21 protein-coding genes and 1 tRNA gene are annotated in these 22,230 nt (G+C 65.9%); 18 read left to right on the top strand and 4 right to left on the bottom strand.

The window, feature by feature from the left end:
* Positions 1–60: 60 nt before the first annotated feature.
* The 4 genes from ACFJI2_RS22000 to ACFJI2_RS21985 all read left to right on the top strand — a co-directional run bounded on the left by ACFJI2_RS22000 (position 61) and on the right by ACFJI2_RS21985 (position 3,807).
* A complete protein-coding gene (locus tag ACFJI2_RS22000; RefSeq protein ID WP_377701904.1) occupies positions 61–1,077 on the top strand; it encodes a sensor domain-containing diguanylate cyclase in 1,017 nt (338 codons plus the stop codon).
* A 26-nt stretch (positions 1,078–1,103) separates the two neighbouring features.
* Positions 1,104–1,394 carry a DUF427 domain-containing protein gene (locus ACFJI2_RS21995; protein ID WP_132135469.1) on the top strand — a complete coding sequence of 97 codons (291 nt, stop codon included), beginning with the start codon at positions 1,104–1,106 and terminating at the stop codon, positions 1,392–1,394.
* Positions 1,395–1,455: 61 nt separating this feature from the next.
* Complete coding sequence (locus ACFJI2_RS21990; RefSeq protein ID WP_377701902.1) at positions 1,456–2,682, top strand: metal-dependent hydrolase; 1,227 nt, start codon at positions 1,456–1,458, stop codon at positions 2,680–2,682.
* Positions 2,683–2,802: 120 nt separating this feature from the next.
* Positions 2,803–3,807: an ion transporter gene (locus ACFJI2_RS21985; protein ID WP_377701901.1), complete on the top strand. Its 1,005-nt coding sequence runs from the start codon at positions 2,803–2,805 to the stop codon at positions 3,805–3,807.
* On the opposite strand, the gene ACFJI2_RS21980 is transcribed toward ACFJI2_RS21985, so the two are convergent.
* The gene (locus ACFJI2_RS21980) at positions 3,804–4,655 is read right to left on the bottom strand and encodes an oxidoreductase (RefSeq protein WP_377701900.1); all 852 of its coding nucleotides are present in this window, start codon (positions 4,653–4,655) and stop codon (positions 3,804–3,806) included. The genes ACFJI2_RS21985 and ACFJI2_RS21980 overlap by 4 nt on opposite strands.
* A 109-nt stretch (positions 4,656–4,764) precedes the next feature.
* Between ACFJI2_RS21980 and ACFJI2_RS21975 the strand changes: the two genes are divergently transcribed.
* The 5 genes from ACFJI2_RS21975 to ACFJI2_RS21955 all read left to right on the top strand — a co-directional run bounded on the left by ACFJI2_RS21975 (position 4,765) and on the right by ACFJI2_RS21955 (position 9,782).
* Complete coding sequence (locus ACFJI2_RS21975) at positions 4,765–5,721, top strand: LysR family transcriptional regulator (RefSeq protein ID WP_377701899.1); 957 nt, start codon at positions 4,765–4,767, stop codon at positions 5,719–5,721.
* Positions 5,722–5,761: 40 nt separating this feature from the next.
* Complete coding sequence (locus tag ACFJI2_RS21970; protein ID WP_377701898.1) at positions 5,762–6,670, top strand: LysR family transcriptional regulator; 909 nt, start codon at positions 5,762–5,764, stop codon at positions 6,668–6,670.
* A gap of 168 nt (positions 6,671–6,838) precedes the next feature.
* Positions 6,839–8,071: a CmpA/NrtA family ABC transporter substrate-binding protein gene (locus ACFJI2_RS21965; protein WP_377701897.1), complete on the top strand. Its 1,233-nt coding sequence runs from the start codon at positions 6,839–6,841 to the stop codon at positions 8,069–8,071.
* A 144-nt stretch (positions 8,072–8,215) separates the two neighbouring features.
* Positions 8,216–8,977 carry a nitrate ABC transporter permease gene (gene ntrB, locus ACFJI2_RS21960; protein ID WP_132135949.1) on the top strand — a complete coding sequence of 254 codons (762 nt, stop codon included), beginning with the start codon at positions 8,216–8,218 and terminating at the stop codon, positions 8,975–8,977.
* Position 8,978: 1 nt separating this feature from the next.
* On the top strand, positions 8,979–9,782 hold the full coding sequence (locus tag ACFJI2_RS21955) for an ABC transporter ATP-binding protein (RefSeq protein ID WP_377701896.1): 804 nt from the start codon (positions 8,979–8,981) through the stop codon (positions 9,780–9,782).
* Positions 9,783–9,823: 41 nt separating this feature from the next.
* On the opposite strand, the gene tsaD is transcribed toward ACFJI2_RS21955, so the two are convergent.
* Positions 9,824–10,864 carry a tRNA (adenosine(37)-N6)-threonylcarbamoyltransferase complex transferase subunit TsaD gene (tsaD, locus tag ACFJI2_RS21950; protein WP_377701895.1) on the bottom strand — a complete coding sequence of 347 codons (1,041 nt, stop codon included), beginning with the start codon at positions 10,862–10,864 and terminating at the stop codon, positions 9,824–9,826.
* A gap of 208 nt (positions 10,865–11,072) precedes the next feature.
* On the opposite strand from tsaD, the gene ACFJI2_RS21945 reads away from it, so the two are divergent.
* Complete coding sequence (locus ACFJI2_RS21945) at positions 11,073–11,369, top strand: hypothetical protein (RefSeq protein WP_107876524.1); 297 nt, start codon at positions 11,073–11,075, stop codon at positions 11,367–11,369.
* A gap of 36 nt (positions 11,370–11,405) precedes the next feature.
* Here ACFJI2_RS21945 and ACFJI2_RS21940 read toward each other — a convergent pair whose 3' ends face one another.
* The gene (locus ACFJI2_RS21940; RefSeq protein ID WP_107876522.1) at positions 11,406–12,464 is read right to left on the bottom strand and encodes a 3-deoxy-7-phosphoheptulonate synthase; all 1,059 of its coding nucleotides are present in this window, start codon (positions 12,462–12,464) and stop codon (positions 11,406–11,408) included.
* 114 nt (positions 12,465–12,578) lie between these two features.
* Here ACFJI2_RS21940 and ybiB point away from each other — a divergent pair, with 114 nt between their 5' ends.
* The 8 genes from ybiB (at position 12,579) to ACFJI2_RS21900 (ending at position 21,158) form a co-directional block, all read left to right on the top strand.
* A complete protein-coding gene (gene ybiB / locus ACFJI2_RS21935; protein ID WP_377701894.1) occupies positions 12,579–13,532 on the top strand; it encodes a DNA-binding protein YbiB in 954 nt (317 codons plus the stop codon).
* 221 nt (positions 13,533–13,753) lie between these two features.
* A complete protein-coding gene (locus tag ACFJI2_RS21930; protein ID WP_377701893.1) occupies positions 13,754–14,962 on the top strand; it encodes an NAD(P)/FAD-dependent oxidoreductase in 1,209 nt (402 codons plus the stop codon).
* A 192-nt stretch (positions 14,963–15,154) separates the two neighbouring features.
* Positions 15,155–15,367, top strand: a complete 213-nt coding sequence (gene rpsU / locus ACFJI2_RS21925; RefSeq protein WP_008451879.1) for a 30S ribosomal protein S21 — start codon at positions 15,155–15,157, stop codon at positions 15,365–15,367.
* A gap of 133 nt (positions 15,368–15,500) precedes the next feature.
* Positions 15,501–15,950 carry a GatB/YqeY domain-containing protein gene (locus ACFJI2_RS21920; protein ID WP_377701892.1) on the top strand — a complete coding sequence of 150 codons (450 nt, stop codon included), beginning with the start codon at positions 15,501–15,503 and terminating at the stop codon, positions 15,948–15,950.
* 222 nt (positions 15,951–16,172) lie between these two features.
* Positions 16,173–17,969, top strand: a complete 1,797-nt coding sequence (gene dnaG / locus ACFJI2_RS21915; protein WP_377701891.1) for a DNA primase — start codon at positions 16,173–16,175, stop codon at positions 17,967–17,969.
* A 424-nt stretch (positions 17,970–18,393) separates the two neighbouring features.
* The gene (rpoD, locus tag ACFJI2_RS21910; protein ID WP_377701890.1) at positions 18,394–20,634 is read left to right on the top strand and encodes an RNA polymerase sigma factor RpoD; all 2,241 of its coding nucleotides are present in this window, start codon (positions 18,394–18,396) and stop codon (positions 20,632–20,634) included.
* Between the two features lie 56 nt (positions 20,635–20,690).
* Positions 20,691–20,769, top strand: a tRNA-Ile gene (locus ACFJI2_RS21905).
* Between the two features lie 116 nt (positions 20,770–20,885).
* The gene (locus ACFJI2_RS21900) at positions 20,886–21,158 is read left to right on the top strand and encodes a DUF4242 domain-containing protein (protein WP_107980412.1); all 273 of its coding nucleotides are present in this window, start codon (positions 20,886–20,888) and stop codon (positions 21,156–21,158) included.
* A gap of 12 nt (positions 21,159–21,170) precedes the next feature.
* Here ACFJI2_RS21900 and ACFJI2_RS21895 read toward each other — a convergent pair whose 3' ends face one another.
* Positions 21,171–22,115 carry an alpha/beta fold hydrolase gene (locus ACFJI2_RS21895; RefSeq protein WP_377701889.1) on the bottom strand — a complete coding sequence of 315 codons (945 nt, stop codon included), beginning with the start codon at positions 22,113–22,115 and terminating at the stop codon, positions 21,171–21,173.
* Positions 22,116–22,230: the final 115 nt, after the last annotated feature.

Genomic DNA, 22,230 nt, shown 5'->3' with positions numbered 1-22,230 from the left:
GACAAGCGCAACGACGCTACGAAGGGAAGGTTCATGCTGGCAGCAGAGAATATACATCCGTTGACTTTCGCAATTCCCCCGGACGACAACCGGCGCCTGGCAGCCCTGCAGCGCTACCACGTGCTCGACACTCCCGCCTGTGAAGAATTCACCTTCCTCACCGAGCTGGCCGCGCAGCTGTGCGGCGTGCCGTACGCCTTCATCACCCTGGTGGACGCCGAGCGCGTCTGGGTCAAGGCCTTCACCGGCCTGGCCATGGACACGCTGCCGCGCGAGCAATGCTACTGCTCGCTGGCCGTGCTGGGCCAGCAAGCGACGGAAATCGAAGACCTGAGCGCCGATCCGCGCACCGCCCACATGCCGATGACGGTGTCGGCGCCGCACATGCGCATGTACAGCAGCGTGGCGCTGACCACGGCGGACGGCTACGCCATCGGCACCCTGAGCGTGATGGACAGCCGGCCGGGCCGCCTGGGCCTGGAGCAGGCGCGCGCGCTGCGCCGCCTGGCCGCGCAAGCCATGGCGCTGCTGGAAGGGCGCGCCAGCCGCTACGCGCTGCAGGCCGCGCAGGCCCAGCTGGCCGAACTGGCCACCACCGACGAACTGACCGGCCTGCACAACCGCCGCGCGCTGCTGGGCAAGCTCAGTTTCGAAGTGGCGCGCACGCGCCGCTTCCGCACGCCGCTGTCGGCGCTGATCATCGACCTGGACGGCTTCAAGGCCGTCAACGAACGCCACGGGCACGACGCGGGCGACCTGGTGCTGGCCAACGTCGGCCGCCTGGTGCGCGAGAACGTGCGCGTAATCGACCTGGCCGGCCGCTACGGCGGCCAGGAAATCTGCGTGCTGCTGCCCAACACGCCGAAAGAGGGCGCGCTCAAGCTCGCCGACAACCTGCGCAGCAAGATCGCCGCGCAGATCCACCGCGAAGCCGGGCGCTTGCTGCCGGTCACGGCCAGCATCGGCGTCGGCTCGTTCAACCACATGGACATCAACGACGGCGACAGCCTGCTGCGCCAGGCCGAACAGGCGCTGGCGCGGGCCAAGGCCAACGGGCGCGACCGGGTCGAAAGCTGACGTTCAGCACCATTCAGGAGGCAGCCATGCCGAAAGCAATCTGGAACGGCGAAGTGATCGCCGAAGCGAATGACGACGAAGTGCAGATCGTGGAGAACAACGTCTACTTCCCGATCGACAAGGTGAGCGAAGAGTACCTGCAGGAAAGCGAGCACACCACCATCTGTCCGTGGAAGGGCAAGGCCAACTATTACCACCTGCTGGTGGACGGCAAGGTAAACGAAAACGCCGCCTGGTTCTACCGTCACCCGTCCGAGAAGGCGCAGCACATCAAGGACCACGTCGCCTTCTGGCACGGCGTCGAGGTGCAGCGCTAGTGCGCCGGCTGCCCGGGCCGGACCTTCCGCGCGGCCCTGAACGGCCGTTCGCGGAAGCTTAATGGACAATATCACCCACACCGTCGTCGGCCTGGGCGTCGGCGAACTGGTGCAGCGCAGCCTGCCCGCCGAACCGGACCTGGCAGGCCAGCACACCCGGCACCGCCTGCTGCTCACCGCCTGCGCCGCCGCCAGCAACTTCCCCGACCTCGACCTGTTCCTGAGCCGCCTGCTGCCCGACCCGCTCGGCTACCTGCTGCAGCACCGCGGCCACACCCACACCTTGCTGTACGAAGTGCCGCAGGCGCTGCTGCTGGTGGCGCTGCTCTGGCTGCTGTGGCCGAACGCGCGCGCGCTGCTGCGGCGCAGCCGGCACGCGCGCGTCGGCCTCGGCGCGGCCGTCGTGCTCGGCTTCCTGCTGCACATCGGCATGGACTTCCTGAACTCCTACGGCGTGCATCCCTTCTATCCCTTCGACGGGCGCTGGTTCTATGGCGACATGATCTTCATCATCGAACCCGTGTTCTGGGTGGCGTTCGGCGTGCCTCTGATCATGGCGGTGGGCGTGCCATGGCTGCGCTGGCTGCTGCTGGCCGGGCTGGCGGCCGCGTTATGCTACTTCGCGTCGCGCGGCTACCTGGGCGCCGTGTCGCTGGCGGCGCTGCTGGCGCTGGGCGCCGGGCTGGCCGCGCTGAAGGCCGCGCGGCGCCGCAGCCGGCGCGCGATGGCGCTGGCACTGCTTGCCAGCGTGGCCTTCGTTGCCGCGCAAGGCCTCGCCAGCGCGCTGGCCCGCCAGCGCGTGCAGGCGGCGCTGCAGGCTGCCGACCCGCAGGCGCGCCTGCACGACGTCGCCATGACGGCCTTCCCGGCGCAGCCCTTGTGCTGGTCCTTCGTGTCGATCGAATCCAAGCCAGCGGCAGACAGCTACCGCCTGCGGCGCGGCCTGATCAGCCTGGCGCCCGGCTGGCTGCCGCCGCTGCAATGTCCATCCGGCCTGCTGGACCCGCCGCCGCACAGCGCCGCCGCCAGCGGCATCGAACTGTACGGCCAGGCCAGCGGCAGCCTGGCCGAGCTGCGTCGCCTGGACGCCGGCAACTGCTGGCTCTCCGCCTGGCTGCGCTTCGCGCGCATGCCCCTCATCGCCGATGGCGCCGCCAGCGACATGCGCTTCGCCACCACCCCGCGCGGCAACTTCACCACGCTCGACCTGGCCGCCACGGCCGGCCGCGCCTGTCCCGCCGGCATCCCCGCCTGGATCCCGCCCCGCGCCGACCTGCTCGCCCCCTGACCGCCCCCCAAACCTCGCCCCAGCACAGCAGCCTGAGCCGCATTCGGGGTCAGACCCCGAATGCGGCTCAGCTCCCTGTAGTGTGCATCCGGCGGGGGAGGGGCGCGGTATGATGGCTGCATGACGCCTACTGAATCGCCTTCCCATGCCACGCCGGCGCCGGCCGGTGTCTCGGCCGATCCGCATCAGCGCTACGGCAAGCCGGCCGGCGGCTGGCGCGCCGGCTTGTATGCGGTGATTTTTGAGTCCGATACGCACGCGGGGCGCGTGTTTGACCTGGCCCTGATCGGCGCCATCCTGCTCAGCGTGCTGGTGGTGGTGTTGTCGAGCATGGCGCCGGTGGCGCGCGAGCACGGCACGATGCTGACGGCGGCGGAGTGGTTCTTTACGCTGCTGTTCACGGTGGAGTATGTCGGCCGCCTGTTGTGCGTGCAGCGCCCGCTGCGCTACGCGCGCAGCTTTTTCGGCGTGATCGATTTGCTGGCCGTGTTGCCCAGCTACCTGTCGCTGCTGGTGCCGGGCGCGCATGTGCTGCTCGATATCCGCATCCTGCGCCTGCTGCGCATGTTCCGCATCCTCAAACTGACGCTGTATATCCAGGAGTACAGCATGCTGGGCCGCGCGCTGATGGCGAGCCGGCGCAAGATCCTGGTGTTCCTGTCGGTGGTGATGATGGTGGTGTTCCTGCTCGGTACGGTGATGTACGTGGTGGAGGGGCCGCGCCATGGCTACACCAGCATTCCCACCGCCGTGTATTGGGCCATCAGCACCGTCACCACGGTGGGCTTCGGCGACCTGGTGCCGAAGACGGATCTGGGCCGCACGGTGGCCTCGCTGATGATGCTGCTGGGCTGGGGCATCCTGGCCGTGCCGACCGGGATCATCAGCTCGGAGATCACCTACCAGCGCAGCGCCGGCTACGCGCCGCTGCGCCGCTGCCCGGCATGCCGCTCGGAGGGACACGAGCTGCTGGCGCGCTTCTGCAAGGATTGCGGCGGCGCGCTGCCGCCGGCGCCCGTCGCACCGGTTGTGCCGGGAACGCCGACCGCGCCCGGCAGCACCGGCGGCGACCGGCCGGGAGCCGGTCCCGCTGCCACGCCGCCGCCGGGCCCGCCCCGGCTTTAGGCGGCCTGCTGCAGCACGTCGTCATGGTCGGTGGACAGCGACAGCGCTACCCACTCGCCCAGTTCCTGCTCAACGAAGCGGTTCTTCTCGCGCACCATGCGCACCGTGTCGCTGCCCAGCATCAGGCGCACCGGCGGCTGGGCTGCGTCGGCCAGCTTCAGGATGGCTTGCGACAGCTTGCGCGGGTCGCCCGGCTGCTTCAGGCTGACGCTGGCGGCAAAGGTGCGCATGGCGCCCACCGTGCCGGCGTAGTCGGCCATCTGTTCCCGGGTGGACACCAGCGAATTCCCTTCCAGGAACTCGGTGCGGAAGTAGCCCGGCTCGACCACGGTGACATGGATGCCCAGCGGCCGCACTTCCTCCGCCATCGCCTCGCTGATGCCTTCCACCGCGAACTTGGTGGAGCCGTACACGCCCCAGCCGGCGTGCGCCGTGTAGCCGCCCACGGACGACATATTCATCACGTGGCCGCTGCCCTGCTTGCGCATATAGGGCAGCACGGCGCGGGTGACGTTGAGCAGGCCGAACACGTTGGTGTCGTACTGCGCGCGCACTTCCGCGTCGCTGGCTTCCTCGACCGCGCCCAGCAGGCCGTAGCCGGCGTTGTTGACCAGCACGTCGATGCGGCCGAAACGGTCCACGGCGGCGCGCGCGGCCAGCACGGCGGCCGCTTCCTGCGTCACGTCCAGGCGCAGCGCCAGCAGATTGGGGTGTTCGCCCAAGGCGTCGGTCACGGACTGCGGGTTGCGGGCGGTGGCGACCACGCTGTCGCCGCGCGCCAGCGCATCCTTGGCCATCAGGACGCCGAAACCGCGGGATGCACCGGTAATAAACCATACTTTGGACATGCTGTTCTCCTTGAAAGGTGGTGGGGTGTTGATGGAAGCAAGTTTAGGCCGCCGACCTCTGCTACACTAGATAGCGTAAAGGCGTTTGATTTTCATCTTCTGGTTGTAAATGGATACGAGCCGCGTCATCACCCTATTCATCGCCGTGGTCCGCGCCGGCAGCTTCAGCCAGGCGGCGGCCGAGCTCGGCCTGTCGCCGCAGGCCGTCAGCAAGGCTGTGCGCCAGCTCGAGGGCAACCTCGGCGTGCGCCTGTTCCACCGCACCACGCGCAGCCTGAGCCTGACGGAAGAGGGCACGCGCCTGTTCGAGTTGGCCAATCCTGGCCTGCGCCTGCTGGACGAAGCGCTGGAGCAGGTGCGCAACAGCCGCAGCGACATGGACGGCATGATCCGCGTGGCCGCGCCCACCTCCTTCGGCCGCCACATGCTGATCCCCCTGGTGCGCGACTTCCAGGCTCTGCACCCCGGCGTGCAGTTCGACCTGCTGCTGGAAGACCATTTCACCGACCTGATCGAAGCCAAGATCGACGTCGGCTTCCGGGGCGGCAATCCGCCCGAGCGCAACCTGGTCTCGCGCCGCATCGGCGAGCTGGCGCTGCTGGTGTGCGCGTCGCCGGCCTACATCGCCCGCCACGGCGCGCCGCAGAGCGTGGACGAGCTGCAGGCGCACCGCTGCACCGGCTTCCGCCAGCCCAACACCGGCCGCCTGGTGCCGTGGGAGCTGCACGCCGAAGGCGGCACCATCTACAAGGACATCCCGGCCGTCACCAGTTTCAACACCGCCGAGGCCGAGGCGGAGGCCGTGCTGGCCGGCATGGCGATCGGCCAGCTGGCCGGCTACATGGCGGCCGAGCACATCGCAGCCGGCACGCTGGTGCACCTGCTGCCATCCACCACCGTGACCAGCGGCGCGATCTATATGTACTACCAGCAGCGCACGCAGATGCCGCAGCGCGTGCGCCAGTTCATCGATTTCGCTTCGGAACGCGCCCCCGGCCTGTTCCCGAAGATCAACAGCGGGGTCAGGTCCGGCATCGCGCCACGAGCTCAAGCGGATGAAGGCTGAGCTCGTGGCGCGATGCCGGATCTGACCCCAAGGGGGGGATATGGATCGTTTGCATTTGATGGGGGTGTTTGTCGCCGTGGGCGAGGAGCAGAGTTTCGCGGGTGGGGCGCGCCGGCTGGGGATGTCGCCGCCGGCGGTCACGCGCGCTATCGCCACGCTGGAGGAGCGCCTCGGGGTGCGCTTGCTGGACCGTAGCACGCGCCACGTGCGTGTCACCGAGGCCGGCCAGCGCTACCTGGACGACGCGCGCCGCATCATCGCCGAGGTGGACGAGGCCGACGAGGCGGCCGCCGGCAGCAACGCCGCGCCGCGCGGCCACTTGTCGGTGACGGCGCCGGTGCTGTTCGGCCGCCAGTACGTCATGCCCGGCATCGTGGACTACCTGGGCCGCTATCCGGGCATGGAGGTGCACGCCATGTTTGTCGACCGCGTGACCAATATGATGGAGGAGGGCATCGACGTGGCCGTGCGCATCGGCGAGCTGCCCGACTCCAGCCTGCGCGCCGTCGCCGTGGGCCAGGTGCGGCGCGTGATCTGCGCGGCGCCGGCCTACCTGGCCGAGCACGGCACGCCGGCCACGCCGGAGCAGCTGGCGCAGCACGTCATCGTGGCCTCGTCCGGTTCCAGCACGCCGCCCGACTGGCGCTTCGCCAACGCGGGCCGCAGCCAGTCGCTGCGCTTCACGCCGCGCCTGGTGGTCAACAGCAACGACGCGGCCATCGAGGCGGTGCGGCGCGGCTTCGGCATCACGCGCCTGCTGTCCTACCAGGCCGAGGCGCTGCTGGCCTCCGGCGAGCTGAGTTTGTTATTGGAAGAGTACGCCACGCCCGGCGTGCCGGTGAGCATCGTGCACCGCGATAGCCGCCAGGGCTCGGCCCGTATCCGCAGTTTTGTCGACCTGATGGCCGGGCGCCTGCGGGCGGAGCCCATTTTGGCGCCCTCCGCTTAGCTTGGTGCGCCTGTTTTTGGTGCGGCGCACAATGTCGGTGCTGAAAATACACTTCTTTCCTTTCCCCAGCCCGTAAAGCCCGGCAATTCGGGCTGGCACAGCTATTGCAAAGCTAGTGGCAGGGCAGGCGTCCGCCTGCCGCAGTTCACAAACTAGCATGGGGATAAGATGGACAGCAAAATCAGCCTGACCCGCCGCAGCCTGTTGAAAGCCGGCGCCGCCACCGCACTCTCCGGCCTTGCCACGCAAGGCGTCTGGGCCGCCGGTTCGGACAAGCCTGAAAAAGAAGAAGTCAAAATCGGTTTCATCCCGCTGACGGACTGCGCCTCGGTGGTGATGGCGTCCGTGCTGGGCTTCGACAAGAAGTACGGCATCAAGATCGTGCCCAGCAAGGAATCGTCCTGGCCCAGCGTGCGCGACAAGCTGGTGAACGGCGAGCTGGACGCGGCGCACGTGCTGTACGGCCTGGTCTACGGCGTGCACCTGGGCGCGGGCGGTCCGAAAAAAGACATGGCCGTGCTGATGAACCTGAACCACAACGGCCAGGCCATCACGCTGTCGAAGAAGGTGTCCGACAAGGGCGCGGTGGACGGCGCCTCGCTGGCCGCGCTGATGAAGAAGGACCCGCGCGAATACTCCTTCGCCCAGACCTTCCCCACCGGCACGCACGCCATGTGGCTGTACTACTGGCTGGCCAGCCACGGCATCAATCCCATGAAGGACGCCAAGATGATCACGGTGCCGCCGCCGCAGATGGTGGCCAATATGCGCATCGGCAATATGGACGGCTTCTGCGTGGGCGAACCGTGGAACCACCGCGCCATCGTGGACGGCATCGGCATCACCGCCGCCACCACGCAGGACATCTGGCGCGACCATCCGGAGAAGGTGCTGGGCACCAGCGCCGAATGGGTGAAGAAGTATCCCAACACGGCGCGCGCGCTGACCGCCGCCATCATCGACGCCGGCCGCTGGATCGACGCCTCGCTGTCGAACAAGCTGAAGATGGCCGAAACCATCGCCGACAAATCCTATGTGAACACCTCGGTGGACGTGATCAACCAGCGCATCCTGGGCCGCTACCAGAACGGCCTGGGCAAGACCTGGGACGACCCGAACGCGATGAAGTTCTACAACGACGGCGCGGTCAACTTCCCCTACCTGTCCGACGGCATGTGGTTCCTCACGCAGCAGAAGCGCTGGGGCTTGCTGAAGGCCGAGCCGGACTACCTGGCGGTGGCCACCCAGATCAACCAGATCGACGTCTACAAGGACGCGGCGGCCATGGCCAAGGTGTCGGTGCCGAAGTCGCCGATGCGCACTACCAAGCTGATCGACGGCAGCGTCTGGGACGGCAAGAACCCCAAAGCCTACGCCGATTCATTCAAGATCAAAGCCTGAGGAGCAGCCATGAGCGCAGTTCTGCACAATATCGCCGCCGTACCCGTGGAAGAAGCGGCGCCGCCCAAGCCCGCGCGCAGCGAGCGCATCGCCGCCAAGGGCGTCAGGCTCGAATCGGGCAGCGCCCGCATGCGGCCCTTCGTGATGAAGTATCTGCCGCCCGTGATCGGCCTGGCGCTGCTGGTGCTGGCCTGGCAGATCCTGGCGTCGAAAAACAGCAGCTTCCCCACGCCCTGGGCCACCTGGGAGGAAGCGGTGAAGCTGTTCTCCGACCCGTTCTACCGCAAGGGGCCGAACGACCAGGGCATAGGCTGGAACGTGCTCGCCTCGCTGCAGCGGGTGGCGGTCGGCTTCGGGCTGGCGGCGCTGGTGGGCATCCCGCTCGGCTTCATCATCGGCCGCTTCAAGTTCATGTACGGCATGTTCAGCCCCATCATCAGCCTGCTCAAGCCGGTCTCGCCGCTGGCCTGGCTGCCGATCGGCCTGCTGGTGTTCAAGGCCGCCGATCCGGCCGCCATCTGGTCCATCTTCATCTGCTCGATCTGGCCGATGATCATCAACACCGCCGTCGGCGTGCAGCGCGTGCCGCAGGACTACATGAACGTGGCGCGCGTGCTCAGCCTGTCCGAATGGAAGATCGTCACCAAGATCCTGCTGCCGTCCGTGCTGCCCTACATGCTTACCGGTGTGCGCCTGGCCATTGGCACCGCCTGGCTGGTGATCGTCGCGGCCGAGATGCTGACCGGCGGCGTGGGCATCGGCTTCTGGGTCTGGGACGAATGGAACAACCTGAACGTGCCGCACATCCTGATCGCCATCGGCGTGATCGGCGTGGTCGGCCTGCTGCTGGAATGGGCGCTGGTCTCGCTGGCCAAAGCCTTCACCTACGAACAAGTGGAGAACTGATATGAGCGCGAAATTCATCGACATCGCCCACGCCGACATGGTGTTCAACACCAAGAAGGGCCAGTTCCACGCGCTGGCCGACGTCAGCCTGACGGTGGAGCAGGGCGAGTTCATCACGCTGATCGGCCACTCCGGCTGCGGCAAGTCCACGCTGCTGAATTTGATCGCCGGGCTGACCACGGCCACCGGCGGCATCCTGATCTGCAACGGCCGCGAGATCGCCGGCCCGTCGCCGGAGCGCGCGGTGGTGTTCCAGAACCACTCGTTGCTGCCCTGGCTCACCTGCTACGAAAACGTCTACCTGGCGGTGGAGCGCGTGTTCGGCGCCAGGGAGAACAACAAGCAGCTGCAGGAGCGCACCTGGGCCGCGCTGGCGCTGGTGGGCTTGACGGCGGCGGCCGGCAAGCGTCCGCATGAAATCTCGGGCGGCATGAAGCAGCGCGTCGGCATCGCCCGCGCGCTGGCGATGGAACCGAAGGTGCTGCTGATGGACGAACCCTTCGGCGCGCTGGACGCCCTCACGCGCGCGCACCTGCAGGACGAGCTGCTGCGCATCGTGGCGGCCACCGGATCGACGGTGGTGATGGTGACGCACGACGTGGATGAAGCGGTGCTGCTGTCCGACCGCATCGTGATGATGACGAACGGCCCGGCGGCCACCATAGGCGGCATCGTGCAAGTGCGCCTGGCGCGCCCGCGCGACCGCCTGGCATTGGCGCAGGACCCGCTCTACATCGACTACCGCACCAGCGTGCTGGAGTTCCTGTACCACCGGCAGGGGCGGCCGGCGCAGAAGGCTGCGTGAGCGCTGCGGCGGGTTACGCGCTGCGCGCTAACCCGCCATGCTTAAACGACCCGCAACTCGTCCAGCGGCCAGCGCGGGCGCACGTTGAAGGAATAATCCTTCTGCGCCGCGTCCGGGTTGATCATCAGCCGCATGGCGCCGGCGAAGGCGATCATGGCGCCGTTGTCGGTGCAGAACTCCAGTTCCGGGTAATACACCTTGAACTTCTTCTTGGCCGCCGCCGCGTTCAGCGACGCGCGCAGCTGCGCGTTCGCGCCCACGCCCCCCGCGATCACCAGCCGCTTCAGCCCCGTGTGCTTGAGCGCTGACACGCACTTGGCCGTCAGCACCTCCACGATGGCATCGACGAAGCCGCGCGCGATATCGGCCTTGTCCTGCTCGCAGATATTGGCGATCACCTTCTCCTCGTGGTTCTTCACCACCGTCAGCACCGCCGTTTTCAGGCCGGAGAAGCTGAAATTGAAATCCTTGGTGTGCATCATCGGGCGCGGCAGCTTGTACGCTGTCGGATCGCCGAACTCGGCCAAACGCGAAATCGCCGGCCCGCCCGGGTAGCCCAGGCCCAGCAGCTTGGCCGACTTGTCGAAGGCCTCGCCGGCCGCATCGTCCAGCGTCTCGCCCAGCAGCGTGTACTGGCCCACGCCGTCCACCCGCATCAGCTGCGTATGCCCGCCCGACACCAGCAGCGCGATGAAGGGAAACTCCGGCGGCTGCGAAGCCAGGAGCGGCGACAGCAGATGCCCCTCCAGGTGGTGCACGCCCAGCACCGGCTTGTCCAGCGCCATGCCCAGGCTGCAGGCGATGGACGAGCCGACCAGCAGCGCGCCGGCCAGGCCGGGACCCTGCGTGTAGGCGATGGCGTCGATATCGGCCAGCTGCCTGCCGGCGCCGGCCAGCGTCTGCTCCAGCAGTGGAATGGCGCGCCGGATATGGTCGCGCGAAGCGAGCTCGGGCACCACGCCGCCGTACTCCTCGTGCATCGCAACCTGGGAATACAGGGCATGGGACAGCAGGCCGCGCTCGGTGTCATACAGAGCCAGGCCGGTTTCGTCACAGGAGGATTCAACGCCGAGAACGATCATTGGAACAGTGCAAAGTGAAAGGGGAATCCGCCATTGTAATGGAAAGCCGGTGCAGCCCGCACCAAAGCCGCCCGCGCCGCACCGCCGCAGGGCGCACAACCATAGCAGCCTGAGCCGCATTCGGGGTCTGACCCCGAATGCGGCTCAGGCTGGCTGGGGTGGCACCGGTCTTGCTTCGGAAGAAATATGCAACCGGAGGAGCCTTGCCATGGCTGAGTATTGGAAATTGATCTGCAAGCTGAAGGACATCCCGCCGCAGGGCGTGCGGGTGGTGCCGCGCGGGCTGGCGTGGCAGGAGCTGCCCGGCGTGGCGGTGATCCGTACGCTGGATGACCAGGTCTTCGCCATCCTGGACGGCGGCGCGCGCCATTACGCCGTCAAGCTGGAAGATGGCAGGATTTACCTGGACCTGAATGAACTGAACGCCCCGGCCAGCCGCGCGGAGGCGGCGTTGGCGGGGGCGTTCGGGGTCGCCCCGCATGTCGGGGCCAATTCCTGGACGTAGGCGGGTTGGGCGCTTGCGCCGTCACCCGCCAGCGCATCACGGACGCTTGAGCAGCTCGGCGTGCGCCTTGCGCAGCATGTCGGCCGTGGTGTCCCAGTCGATGCAGCCGTCGGTCACCGAGCAGCCGTATTTCAGCTCGCTCAAGTCGGCCGGGATCTTCTGGTTGCCGGCCACGATGTTCGATTCGATCATCACGCCCACCAGCGACTGGTTGCCGTGCGTGATCTGGTTGACCACGTCCGTCATCACCAGCGGCTGCAGTTCCGGCTTCTTGTAGCTGTTGGCGTGCGAGCAGTCCACCACCACGTTGGCCGGCAGCTTGGCCTTGGCCAGCGCCTGCTCGGCAATCGCCACCGACACCGAGTCGTAGTTCGGACGGCCGTCGCCGCCGCGCAGCACCACGTGGCCGTAGGCGTTGCCGCGCGTGCGCACGATGGAGACGTTGCCTTCGCTGTTAATGCCCAGGAAGGCGTGCGGGTTGGCCGCCGACAGGATCGCGTTGATGGCGATGCCGATGTCGCCGTCGGTGCCGTTCTTGAAGCCGACCGGGGTCGACAGGCCGGACGACATTTCGCGGTGCGTCTGCGATTCGGTGGTGCGCGCGCCGATCGCGGTCCAGGCGATCAGGTCGCCCAGGTATTGCGGCGAGATCGGGTCCAGCGCCTCGGTGGCGGTGGGCAGGCCCAGCTCGCACACGTCCAGCAGGAACTGGCGCGCCTTTTCCATGCCCACGTCCACGCGGAAGGAGTCGTCCATGTCCGGATCGTTGATATAGCCTTTCCAGCCGGTGGTGGTGCGCGGCTTCTCGAAATACACGCGCATTACCAGCAGCATGGTGTCCGCCACTTCGGCCTGCAGCGCCTTCAGGCGGCGCGCGTAGTCCAGGCCGGCCACCGGGTCGTGGATGGAGCAGGGGCCCACCACCACGAACAGGCGCTTGTCCTTGCGGTCCAGGATGGCGCGCAGGTCGGCGCGGCCCTGCATCACGGTGGCCGACGCGGCATCGGTCAGCGGCAGTTTCGCGTGCAGCGCCGTCGGGGTGGGCATGGACGCGAAGTTGGTAACGTTTACGTTTTCGATATCTGGCGAGATCATGATTCGGTGCCTCAACTCTATATTTTGATCAGGGGGACCTGTAAGTGTAGCCGAAATGCAGGATCGCTGCGGCCGGGCGCTGCATTGCAGCATTGCTTGGTGTAAGCTCCCGCTATGAGCACACATCCCAATCCCTACCCAGCCGCCCGTTTCATCAAGGAAATCGGGCGCGGCAAGAAGGGCGCGCGCAGCATGACGCGCGCCGACGCCAACGAACTGTATCAAGCCATCCTGGACGGGCGCGTGTCCGACCTGGAGCTGGGCGGCATCCTGCTGGCCATGCGCATCAAGGGCGAGTCGGTGGAGGAGATCGCCGGTTTCCTGGACGCGGCCGAGGCGTCGTTTACGCCGCTGCAAGCGCCGCCCGGCGCCTGCGCGCCGGTGCTGATCCCCACTTACAACGGCGCCCGCAAGATGGCCAACCTGACGCCGCTGCTGGCCCTGCTGCTGGCGCGCGAGGGCGTGCCGGTGCTGGTGCACGGCGTGGCGCACGACCTGGGCCGCGTGGCCACGGCCGAGGTGTTCGCCGAGCTGGGCATCCACGCCGCGCGCGACCATGCGGAGGCCGAGGCGGCGCTGGCGGCCGGCAAGCTGGCCTTCATCACCATCGACGCGCTGGCGCCCAGGCTGGCGCACATGCTGTCGCTGCGCCGCGTGCTCGGCGTGCGCAATTCGACGCACACGCTGGTGAAGATGATGCAGCCTTTCGCCGGGCCGGCGCTGCGGCTGGTGTCTTATACCCACCCGGAGTACCTGGAGATGCTGGGCGAGTATTTCGAGAAGGAAGCTGTGCCCGCGCGCGGCGACGCCTTCCTGATGCGCGGCACCGAGGGCGAGACCGTGGCCAACGCCAACAAGGGCCAGCGCATAGACTGGTTCCATGCGGGCCAGCGCACCGTGCTGGTGGAAAAGCAGCTGACGGCGGAGCAGGAGGTGGTGCTGCCGGAGGATAAGAGCGCCGCCGCCACGGCGGCGTGGATCGCGGCCGTGCTGCGCGGCGACATCGCCGTGCCGGCCTCGATTGCCGAGCAGGTGGCCCAAGTCGCCAGGGTGGCGCGCAGCCTGTGATGGCATGCGCCGGGGGCGCAGTCCGGCGGGTTACGCGGTACCCGCTAACCCGCCCTACGGAGCAAGCCATTGACGGCCCGTTGTCGGCGGAACCATTGGCGGAACCATGGGTGGACCATGGGTGGGCGGTAGGGCGGATTAGGCGCGCAGCGCCGTAATCCGCCGGGCCGCCGCCCCCGGCAAGGTACAATGCCCGGTTTTGAAGCAGAATCGGAGCAGTGATGGCGAAATTTGATGTGGCAGTAATCGGCGCGGGCGCGGCGGGAATGATGTGCGCGGCCGAAGCCGCCAAGCGCGGGCGCCGCGTGGTGCTGATCGACCATGCCGCCAAGCTGGCCGAGAAAATCCGCATCTCCGGCGGCGGGCGCTGCAATTTCACCAACATCAACGCCGGCCCGGCCAACTTCCTGTCCGAGAACCCGCACTTCTGCAAGAGCGCGCTGTCGCGCTACACGCCGTCGGACTTCCTGGCGCTGGTGAAGAAATACCGCATCGCCTACCACGAGAAGCACCGCGGCCAGCTGTTCTGCGACGACTCGGCCGAGCGCATCATCGACATGCTGAAGGCCGAATGCGCGGCCGGCGACGTGCACTGGCGCATGCCGTCCAAGGTCTCCAGCGTGGAGCAGCTGGACGACGGCAGCTACTTCCTTGTCACCGACACCGGCGACATCGAGTGCGAAAGCGTGGTCGTCGCCTGCGGCGGCCTGTCGATCCCGAAAATCGGTGCCTCCGGCTTCGCCTACCAGATTGCCGAGCAGTTCGGCCTGCGCATGGTGGCGCCGCGCCCGGCCCTGGTGCCGCTCACTTTCGACGCCGAGACCTGGGCGCCGTTCGCGCCGCTGTCCGGCATTTCGCTGGAAGTGGACGTGGAAACCGGCACCCTGAAGGGCCGCAACCCGGACGGCGCGCGCTTCCGCGAAGACTTGCTGTTCACCCACCGCGGCCTGTCCGGCCCGGCCATCCTGCAAATTTCCAGTTTCTGGCAGCCGGGCGCGCCCATCGTGATCAACCTGCTGCCGGAAATGGACGTGGCCAAGGAACTGATCGAGGGCAAGCAGACCGTCAAGAAGCAGCTCGGCAATGTGCTGGCGCAATGGCTGCCGGCGCGCCTGGCCGAAGGCCTGCTGCAGGCGCACGGCTTTGCCGCCGACACCCGCCTGGCCGACATGCAGGACGCCGCGCTGCGCAAGCTCGGCTCGGCCATCAACCAGTGGACCATCACCCCCAACGGTTCCGAGGGCTACCGCAAGGCCGAGGTGACCCGGGGCGGGGTGGACACGCGCGAGCTGTCGCAGCAGACCATGATGGTCAACAAGGTGCCCGGCCTGTACTTCATCGGCGAAGCGGTGGACGTGACCGGGTGGCTGGGAGGCTACAATTTCCAGTGGGCCTGGGCGTCGGGTGTGGCGGCGGGCCAAGCAGTCTGATATCATTGCATTCCCGGCGTGTACTTTCCGCCCGGAGTCAGATGTTGGCAGGACGAAAAGGTTGCTCAAAAACAGACAGTTTCCACGCGAAGCAGTGCTGTCGAGCCGGTTTTACGTCCAAAGGTCTTCCCATTTTGGCCGAATACTGCTAATATCTTTATCTTCCTAAAATCTAACGGTTTGAATTTTTACATGACCACCATCCGCCTTAAAGAAAACGAGCCGTTCGAAGTCGCAATGCGTCGCTTCAAACGCACCATCGAAAAAACCGGCCTGCTGACCGAACTGCGCGCACGCGAGTTCTACGAGAAGCCAACTGCAGAGCGCAAGCGCAAGCTGGCAGCTGCCGTGAAGCGTCACTACAAGCGCATCCGCAGCCAGCAACTGCCTAAGAAACTGTTCTAAGACTGACACTTCAGGATAGCCCGGCAGTACGGCGTCGCGCCGCGGGGTATCCTGTTCAGTCGTATACCCGCTCCGGTTCGCCGCAGCGGGTTTTCGCATTTTTGCGCCACAATATTCCAACAAAGGAACGAGCATGAGCTTGAAACAACAGATTTCCGATGACATGAAAGCCGCCATGCGCGCCAAGGGAGCGGGCAAGCTGGCCACCATCCGCCTGATGCTGGCCGAAATCAAGCGCAAGGAAGTGGACGAGCAGATCGAAGTGACGGACGAGCAGGTGGTGGCCATCGTCGACAAGATGATCAAGCAGCGCAAGGATTCCATCACCCAGTTCGAAGCCGGCAACCGCCAGGACCTGGCCGACATCGAAAAAGCCGAGCTGGAAGTGCTGCTGGCCTACAAGCCGGCCGGCCTGTCGGACGAGGTGGTGGCCGCCGAAGTGGCTGCCGCCGTGGCCGCCTCGGGCGCCGCCGGTCCGCAGGACATGGGCAAGGTCATGGCCATCGTCAAGCCCAAGCTAGCTGGCAAGGCCGACATGGCCATGGTGTCCGCGCTGATCAAGAAGGCGCTGACCCCGGCATAACGCACGGGCCGCTGGCGGCTCCGGCGGGTTACGCGCTTGGCGCTAACCCGCCCTACGTTGCATCGCCGCACCGGTCGGGCTGGGCCGTAGGGCGGATTAGCGCACAGCGCGTAATCCGCCGGGCGCCGCCCGCGCCGCCCCTTTCGCGCCGCCGCTTGATCCGTCTCAAGCCGGACAGCAGCGCGGCAGTATAGCCTCTGATGTAGAACAAGACTGATCGCCGTGATACCTCAATCCTTTATCTCCGATCTATTGAACCGCGTCGACATCGTGGACGTGGTAGGCCGCTATGTGCAGCTCAAGAAGGGCGGCGCCAACTACATGGGCCTGTGCCCATTCCACAACGAAAAATCTCCCAGCTTCACGGTCAGCCCGACCAAGCAGTTCTACCACTGCTTCGGTTGCGGCGCGCACGGCACCTCGATCGGCTTCATGATCGAATACTCCGGCATGGGCTTTGTCGATGCCGTCAAGGAGCTGGCGCAGAACTGCGGCATGGTGGTGCCCGAGCAGGACGACAAGATCCCGCCCGCCCAGCGCGCCCAGATGCAGGCGCAATCGATGGCGCTGTCCGAAGCGATGAGCCGCGCCGCCGACTACTACAAGTCCCAGCTGCGCTCGGCGCCCAACGCCATCGGCTACCTGAAAAGCCGCGGCCTGACCGGCGAGATCGCGGCCCGCTTCGCGCTCGGCTTCGCCCCCAGCGGCTGGGACAACCTGCGCTCCGTGTTCCCCGACTACGAGGCGCTGGCCCTGGTCGAGGCCGGCCTGGTGATCGACCGCGTCGATGAGGAAGGCAACCACCGCAAGCGCTACGACCGTTTCCGCGAGCGCGTGATGTTCCCCATCCGCAATACCAAGGGCCAGGTCATCGCCTTTGGCGGCCGCATCATGGAACAGGGCGAGCCGAAGTACTTGAATTCTCCCGAAACGCCTTTATTTTCAAAGGGTCACGAGCTGTACGGCCTGTTCGAAGCACGCCAGGCCATCCGCGACGCGGGCTATGTGCTGGTGACGGAAGGCTATATGGACGTGGTGGCGCTGGCGCAAATGGGTTTCCCGCAGTCGGTGGCGACCTTGGGCACGGCCTGCACCAGCACCCACGTGCAGAAATTGTTGCGTCAAACAGACACTGTGATCTTCAGTTTCGACGGCGACAAGGCCGGCCGCCGCGCCGCCCAGCGCGCGCTGGAAGCCTGCCTGCCGCACGTGTCGGACAACAAGACCATCAAGTTCCTGTTCCTGCCGGCCGAGCACGACCCGGACAGCTATATCCGCGAATATGGCGCCCCGGCCTTCGAGCAGCAGGTGCACGAGGCGATGCCGCTGTCGCAGTTCCTGCTGCGCGTGGTGTCGGCCGAACATGACTTGAGCGAGCCGGAAGGGCGCGCGCGCGTGCAGTTCGAGGCCAAGCCGCTGTTGCAGGCGATGACGCCCTCGGCGCTGCGCCTGCAGATCGTGCGCGGTCTGGCCACCATGACGCAGAGCAGCCCGGGCGAGATCGAGCAGCTGTATGAATTGAGCAAGCCGGTGGCCGAAGTGCGCAAGGCGCCGCAGCGCAGCAGCCGCCCGCAGCCGGTGGGGCTGGAGCTGCAGATCGTGCGGCACCTGGTGGCGCACCCGCCGCTGGCCTTTACGATAGACGAGGCCGGCCTGGCCGCCTTCGCCAACTTCGGCGAGGAATCGGCCGAGCGGCTGTATCAGCTGATCGCGGCCGCCATCGCGCTGGGGCCGCAGGGCAGCTTCGCCGCGCTGGCGCAGCATTTGAAGGAGCAGGGCAGCGAGTACGATGGCATCATCAGCGAGATCGCCGCCGAGCCGGAGTCGGATTTCGACGCGATCAAGACGTATTTGAGCAGCGCTATCCGCCAGATCAAGACGGATGCGCTGAAGGCGGAGCTGGCACAGTTGTTTGCGTCCGGTTTGTCTTCCAGCGAAATTGGTGTACGCTACCGCGAAATTACGGCTATGCAAGATCAATTGTTAAGGGAGGCCGAAGCGGAGCTTTCAGTTCGCTAGCCAGTGCCGGCTGCGCCCCTCTGGGGCGGGCTGGGCGGCCTCTGGAAATTGTAAAGTGGCGTGCTATAATAAAACGCTAAGTATTGAGTGCTTAGCTTTGGTGTTTCAGTTCGGAATTCTGTTTGTTTTCAGTAAGTTAGGCTCTTGATCGGTGCGCGGATGAGGCACCGGCGGCCGGGGCCGGATTATGGCCGGATGGCGCAACCAGCAACCGCCCAGGCGCGGCGCCTGCCACCGGACATTCGTGGATCTAGCCCCCATGCGCTGTCTACAGTAGAATTTCTGCCGAGTACGGTCCCGGGTTTGGACCGGCGGCGGAGGTTCCCTGTTTGCGCAGGAGCCTGCAGGTATAAGTATTCGTAGCATTGTTGCAAGAACTTTATCCTAACCCGTAAAGCAAGTCGTTGTGTAATCGAAAGCGCCTGTGCCAACAAAGAAACCTGAATCCAAAGCGGCTGTAAAGCCGAGCAAAGTGACCGCCCAGGCCGCCAAAACGGCCGACAAACCGGAGACGCGTGTTACCAACACGCCGCCGGCGGTCAGCCAGACCACGGATGCCGCCGCCTTGGCCGCCATCGATACTTCCGGCTACGTGCTGCCTTCGGTGAAGGTGCCGGGCCGCCGTGGCCGCAAGCCGAAAGAATTCCAGCCCGAGAACGACGAAGTCGCGGCGCTGAATGCGGTGGAGCGCGCCGAGCTGAAGGCGGTGGACAAGGCCAAGGCCAAGGACCGCAAGGCCAAGGAAAAGGCCCTGCTGAAGGACGCTTTCTCGTCCGACACGGAAGCCACCGAGGAAGAGCTCGAGCGCCGCCGCCAGAAACTCAAGACCCTGATCAAGTTCGGCAAGGAACGCGGCTTCCTCACGTACGCCGAGATCAATGACCACCTGCCCGAGAACATCGTCGATCCGGAAGCGATCGAAGGCATCATCGGCACCTTCAACGACATGGGCATCGCCGTCTACGAGCACGCGCCGGACGCCGAGACCCTGCTGCTGTCGGACAACGTGGCCACCATCGCCAGCGACGACGAAGCCGAGGCCGCCGCCGAGGCGGCGCTGTCCACCGTCGATTCCGACTTCGGCCGCACCACCGACCCGGTGCGCATGTATATGCGCGAAATGGGCTCGGTCGAGCTGCTCACGCGCGAAGGCGAAATCGAGATCGCCAAGCGCATCGAAGACGGCCTGAAGGACATGATCCAGGCCATTTCCGCCTGCCCGGTGACGATCGCCGAGATCATCGCCGCCTCCGAGCGCATCCGTAACGACGAGATCAAGATCGACGAGATCGTCGATGGCCTGGTCGACGAGAGCGAAGGCGAGCCGGCCCCGGCCGCCGCTGCCGCCGACGAAGAGGAAGAAGACGAGGAAGCGGAAGAAGAGGAAGAAGAGGAAGAGGAAGAAGCGGCCAGCCCGTCGGGCGCGGCAGGCTACTCGGCCGAACAGCTCGAGCAGATGAAAGTGGCCGCGCTGGAAAAATTCGACATGATCTCGCAGCAGTTCGACAAGATGCGCCGCGCCTTCGAGAAGGACGGCTACAACTCGAAAGCCTACGTCAAGGCGCAGGAAGCGATTTCGTTCGAGCTGCTGGGCATCCGCTTCACCGCCAAGGTGGTGGAAAAACTGTGCGACACCTTGCGCGGCCAGGTGGACGAAGTGCGCCACATCGAGAAGCAGATCCTGGACGTGGCGGTGAACAAGTGCGGCATGCCGCGCGCCCACTTCATCAAGGTGTTCCCGGGCAATGAAACCAATCTGGACTGGGTGGACGGCGAAGTGTCGGCCGGCCATGCCTACAGCGCCATCCTGGGCCGCAACATTCCGACCATCAAGGAATTGCAGCAGCGCCTGATCGACCTGCAGGCGCGCGTGGTGCTGCCGCTGCCGGACCTGCGCAACATCAACCGCCAGATGGCGGCCGGTGAAATGAAGGCGCGCAAGGCCAAGCGCGAAATGACCGAGGCCAACCTGCGCCTGGTGATTTCCATCGCCAAGAAATACACGAATCGCGGCCTGCAGTTCCTGGACCTGATCCAGGAAGGCAACATCGGCCTGATGAAGGCGGTCGACAAGTTCGAATACCGCCGCGGCTACAAGTTCTCGACCTACGCCACGTGGTGGATCAGGCAGGCCATCACGCGCTCGATCGCCGACCAGGCGCGCACCATCCGCATCCCGGTGCACATGATCGAGACCATCAACAAGATGAACCGCATCTCGCGCCAGATCTTGCAGGAAACGGGCGCCGAGCCCGATCCGGCGACCCTGGCGATCAAGATGGAAATGCCGGAAGACAAGATCCGCAAGATCATGAAGATCGCGAAAGAACCGATCTCCATGGAAACGCCGATCGGCGACGACGACGATTCCCATCTGGGCGACTTCATCGAGGACAACAACACCCTGGCCCCGTCCGACGCGGCGCTGCACGCGTCCATGCGCGGCGTGGTCAAGGACGTGCTGGACTCGCTGACCCCGCGCGAAGCGAAGGTGCTGCGCATGCGTTTCGGCATCGAAATGTCCACCGACCACACGCTGGAAGAGGTCGGCAAGCAGTTCGACGTGACGCGCGAGCGCATCCGCCAGATCGAAGCGAAAGCGCTGCGCAAGCTGCGCCACCCGTCGCGCTCCGACAAGCTGAAAAGCTTCCTGGAAGGTAACTAAGACTTGACGACAACCCGCGCAGCACCTATGCTGCCGGGTCGTTGTCCACAAGTTTCGGGCCCTTAGCTCATGCTTGGTTAGAGCAGAGGACTCATAATCCTTTGGTGCGCGGTTCGACTCCGCGAGGGCCTACCAGATAAAAAAAGCCAACCCTGCGGGGTTGGCTTTTTTGTTTTCCGGCCTGGTATGCGCTGGTTGACATCCTAGCAGCATGGGATAGCCTACAAAGGCTAACCAAGAGGAGTGACAACATGCCGAAATACGTGATTGAGCGTGATATTCCCGGCGCGGGCAAGCTCACCAGCGCGGAACTGCAGGGGATTTCAGCCAAGTCCTGCAGCGTCCTGAACGAATTGGGGCCGTCCATCCAGTGGGTCCACAGCTATGTGACCGACGACAAAGTCTATTGCATCTACAACGCCCCCAGCGAAGAGCTGGTGCGCGAGCATGCGCAACGCGGGGGCTTTCCGGCCAACCGGATTTCGCAGGTGCGGGAAATCATCGACCCTGTCACTGCGGAGTAAAACGGCTGCCGCTTAGCGGGCGTTCAGCCTGGCCATGAAGGCGCCGGTGAGCCTGGCGACTTCGTCCAGCCGGGTGTCCATCACGAAGTGGCCGCCGTCCAGGATGTGCACTTCGGCCGCCGGATTGTCGCGGCGGAAGGCGTGCGCGCCGGGGACGGTGAAGGCCAGGTCGTGCTTGCCCCACACCACCAGCGTCGGCAGCTGGCGCTGCTTCAGCCAGGCTTGCCAGGCCGGATAGGCGGCCAGGTTGGTCTGGTAGTCGTAGATCAAATCCGCCTGGATCTTGGCCTGGCCGGGACGGTTCAGGTAGGCGTACTCATCCATCCACAAGTCCGGGTCGTAGGCTTCCACCGCGGGATCGTCGCCGATGTGGCGCGCCCGCGTGGCGGCGAGCGACTGGTGCACCGCGATCACGTCCTTTTCATGGGCGGCGCGGTCGGCCCAGAAGGGCTTGCGCTTGGCCCACGTGGCGCCCAGGCCGTCTTCATACACATTCCCGTTCTGGAAGATCAGCCCCTGGATCGCGGCGGGGCGGGCCATGGCCATGCGCATGCCGACCGGCGCGCCGTAGTCCTGCATCAGCAGCACGTAGCGGGTGGCGCCGACCGCGTCGGTGAATTTCTGCATCACCGCCGCCAGATGGTCGAAGGTGTAGGCGAAGCTGGCCGGGTCGGGCGCCTCGCTGTTGCCGAAGCCGGGGTAGTCGGGCGCGATCAGGTGGTACCGGTCGCCCAGCTGGCGCAGCAGCCCGTCGTACATGCGGGACGAACTGGGCACGCCGTGCAGCAGCACGATGGTCGGCTTGCTGGCATCGCCCGCTTCGCGGTAGGCGATCTGCACGCCTTCCACGGCAACGGTGCGGTAAACCACCGGCGCGGCCTGCGCGGCAGTCATGGTCGAAGCAAGGGCGAGTGCTGCGGCTGCCAGGGCGTTTGCGGCGGTGGGCTTGGTGTGCATGACGGGCTCCAGTCGTAATTGAATGGTGCCAATGTAGCTGCCGCGCCGCGCGGCAAAAAGGAGGCTGGGATCAATAGATTGTTTCGCGCGGCGAAATTGCGGCAAGCAGGCGGTG

Origin of the sequence: Pseudoduganella sp. UC29_71 (assembly GCF_042693265.1) — a bacterium.
Lineage (GTDB): Bacteria > Pseudomonadota > Gammaproteobacteria > Burkholderiales > Burkholderiaceae_D > Rugamonas.
Note: the sequence above shows the minus strand (reverse complement) of the source record. Positions and strands in the feature narration are given on the sequence as shown.

Bases quoted from the DNA above. Each gene is read 5' to 3' on its own strand.
- ACFJI2_RS21945 (WP_107876524.1), top strand. From the start codon at position 11,073: ATGGCTGAGTATTGGAAATTGATCTGCAAGCTGAAGGACATCCCGCCG.
- ACFJI2_RS21900 (WP_107980412.1), top strand. From the start codon at position 20,886: ATGCCGAAATACGTGATTGAGCGTGATATTCCCGGCGCGGGCAAGCTC.
- ACFJI2_RS21990 (WP_377701902.1), top strand. From the start codon at position 1,456: ATGGACAATATCACCCACACCGTCGTCGGCCTGGGCGTCGGCGAACTG.
- rpsU (WP_008451879.1), top strand. From the start codon at position 15,155: ATGACCACCATCCGCCTTAAAGAAAACGAGCCGTTCGAAGTCGCAATG.
- ACFJI2_RS21970 (WP_377701898.1), top strand. From the start codon at position 5,762: ATGGATCGTTTGCATTTGATGGGGGTGTTTGTCGCCGTGGGCGAGGAG.
- ACFJI2_RS21920 (WP_377701892.1), top strand. From the start codon at position 15,501: ATGAGCTTGAAACAACAGATTTCCGATGACATGAAAGCCGCCATGCGC.
- ACFJI2_RS21980 (WP_377701900.1), bottom strand. From the start codon at position 4,655: ATGTCCAAAGTATGGTTTATTACCGGTGCATCCCGCGGTTTCGGCGTC.
- ACFJI2_RS21975 (WP_377701899.1), top strand. From the start codon at position 4,765: ATGGATACGAGCCGCGTCATCACCCTATTCATCGCCGTGGTCCGCGCC.
- ACFJI2_RS21895 (WP_377701889.1), bottom strand. From the start codon at position 22,115: ATGCACACCAAGCCCACCGCCGCAAACGCCCTGGCAGCCGCAGCACTC.
- ACFJI2_RS21930 (WP_377701893.1), top strand. From the start codon at position 13,754: ATGGCGAAATTTGATGTGGCAGTAATCGGCGCGGGCGCGGCGGGAATG.
- ntrB (WP_132135949.1), top strand. From the start codon at position 8,216: ATGAAGTATCTGCCGCCCGTGATCGGCCTGGCGCTGCTGGTGCTGGCC.
- ACFJI2_RS21985 (WP_377701901.1), top strand. From the start codon at position 2,803: ATGACGCCTACTGAATCGCCTTCCCATGCCACGCCGGCGCCGGCCGGT.
- ybiB (WP_377701894.1), top strand. From the start codon at position 12,579: ATGAGCACACATCCCAATCCCTACCCAGCCGCCCGTTTCATCAAGGAA.
- ACFJI2_RS21995 (WP_132135469.1), top strand. From the start codon at position 1,104: ATGCCGAAAGCAATCTGGAACGGCGAAGTGATCGCCGAAGCGAATGAC.
- ACFJI2_RS21940 (WP_107876522.1), bottom strand. From the start codon at position 12,464: ATGATCTCGCCAGATATCGAAAACGTAAACGTTACCAACTTCGCGTCC.
- tsaD (WP_377701895.1), bottom strand. From the start codon at position 10,864: ATGATCGTTCTCGGCGTTGAATCCTCCTGTGACGAAACCGGCCTGGCT.
- ACFJI2_RS21955 (WP_377701896.1), top strand. From the start codon at position 8,979: ATGAGCGCGAAATTCATCGACATCGCCCACGCCGACATGGTGTTCAAC.
- ACFJI2_RS21965 (WP_377701897.1), top strand. From the start codon at position 6,839: ATGGACAGCAAAATCAGCCTGACCCGCCGCAGCCTGTTGAAAGCCGGC.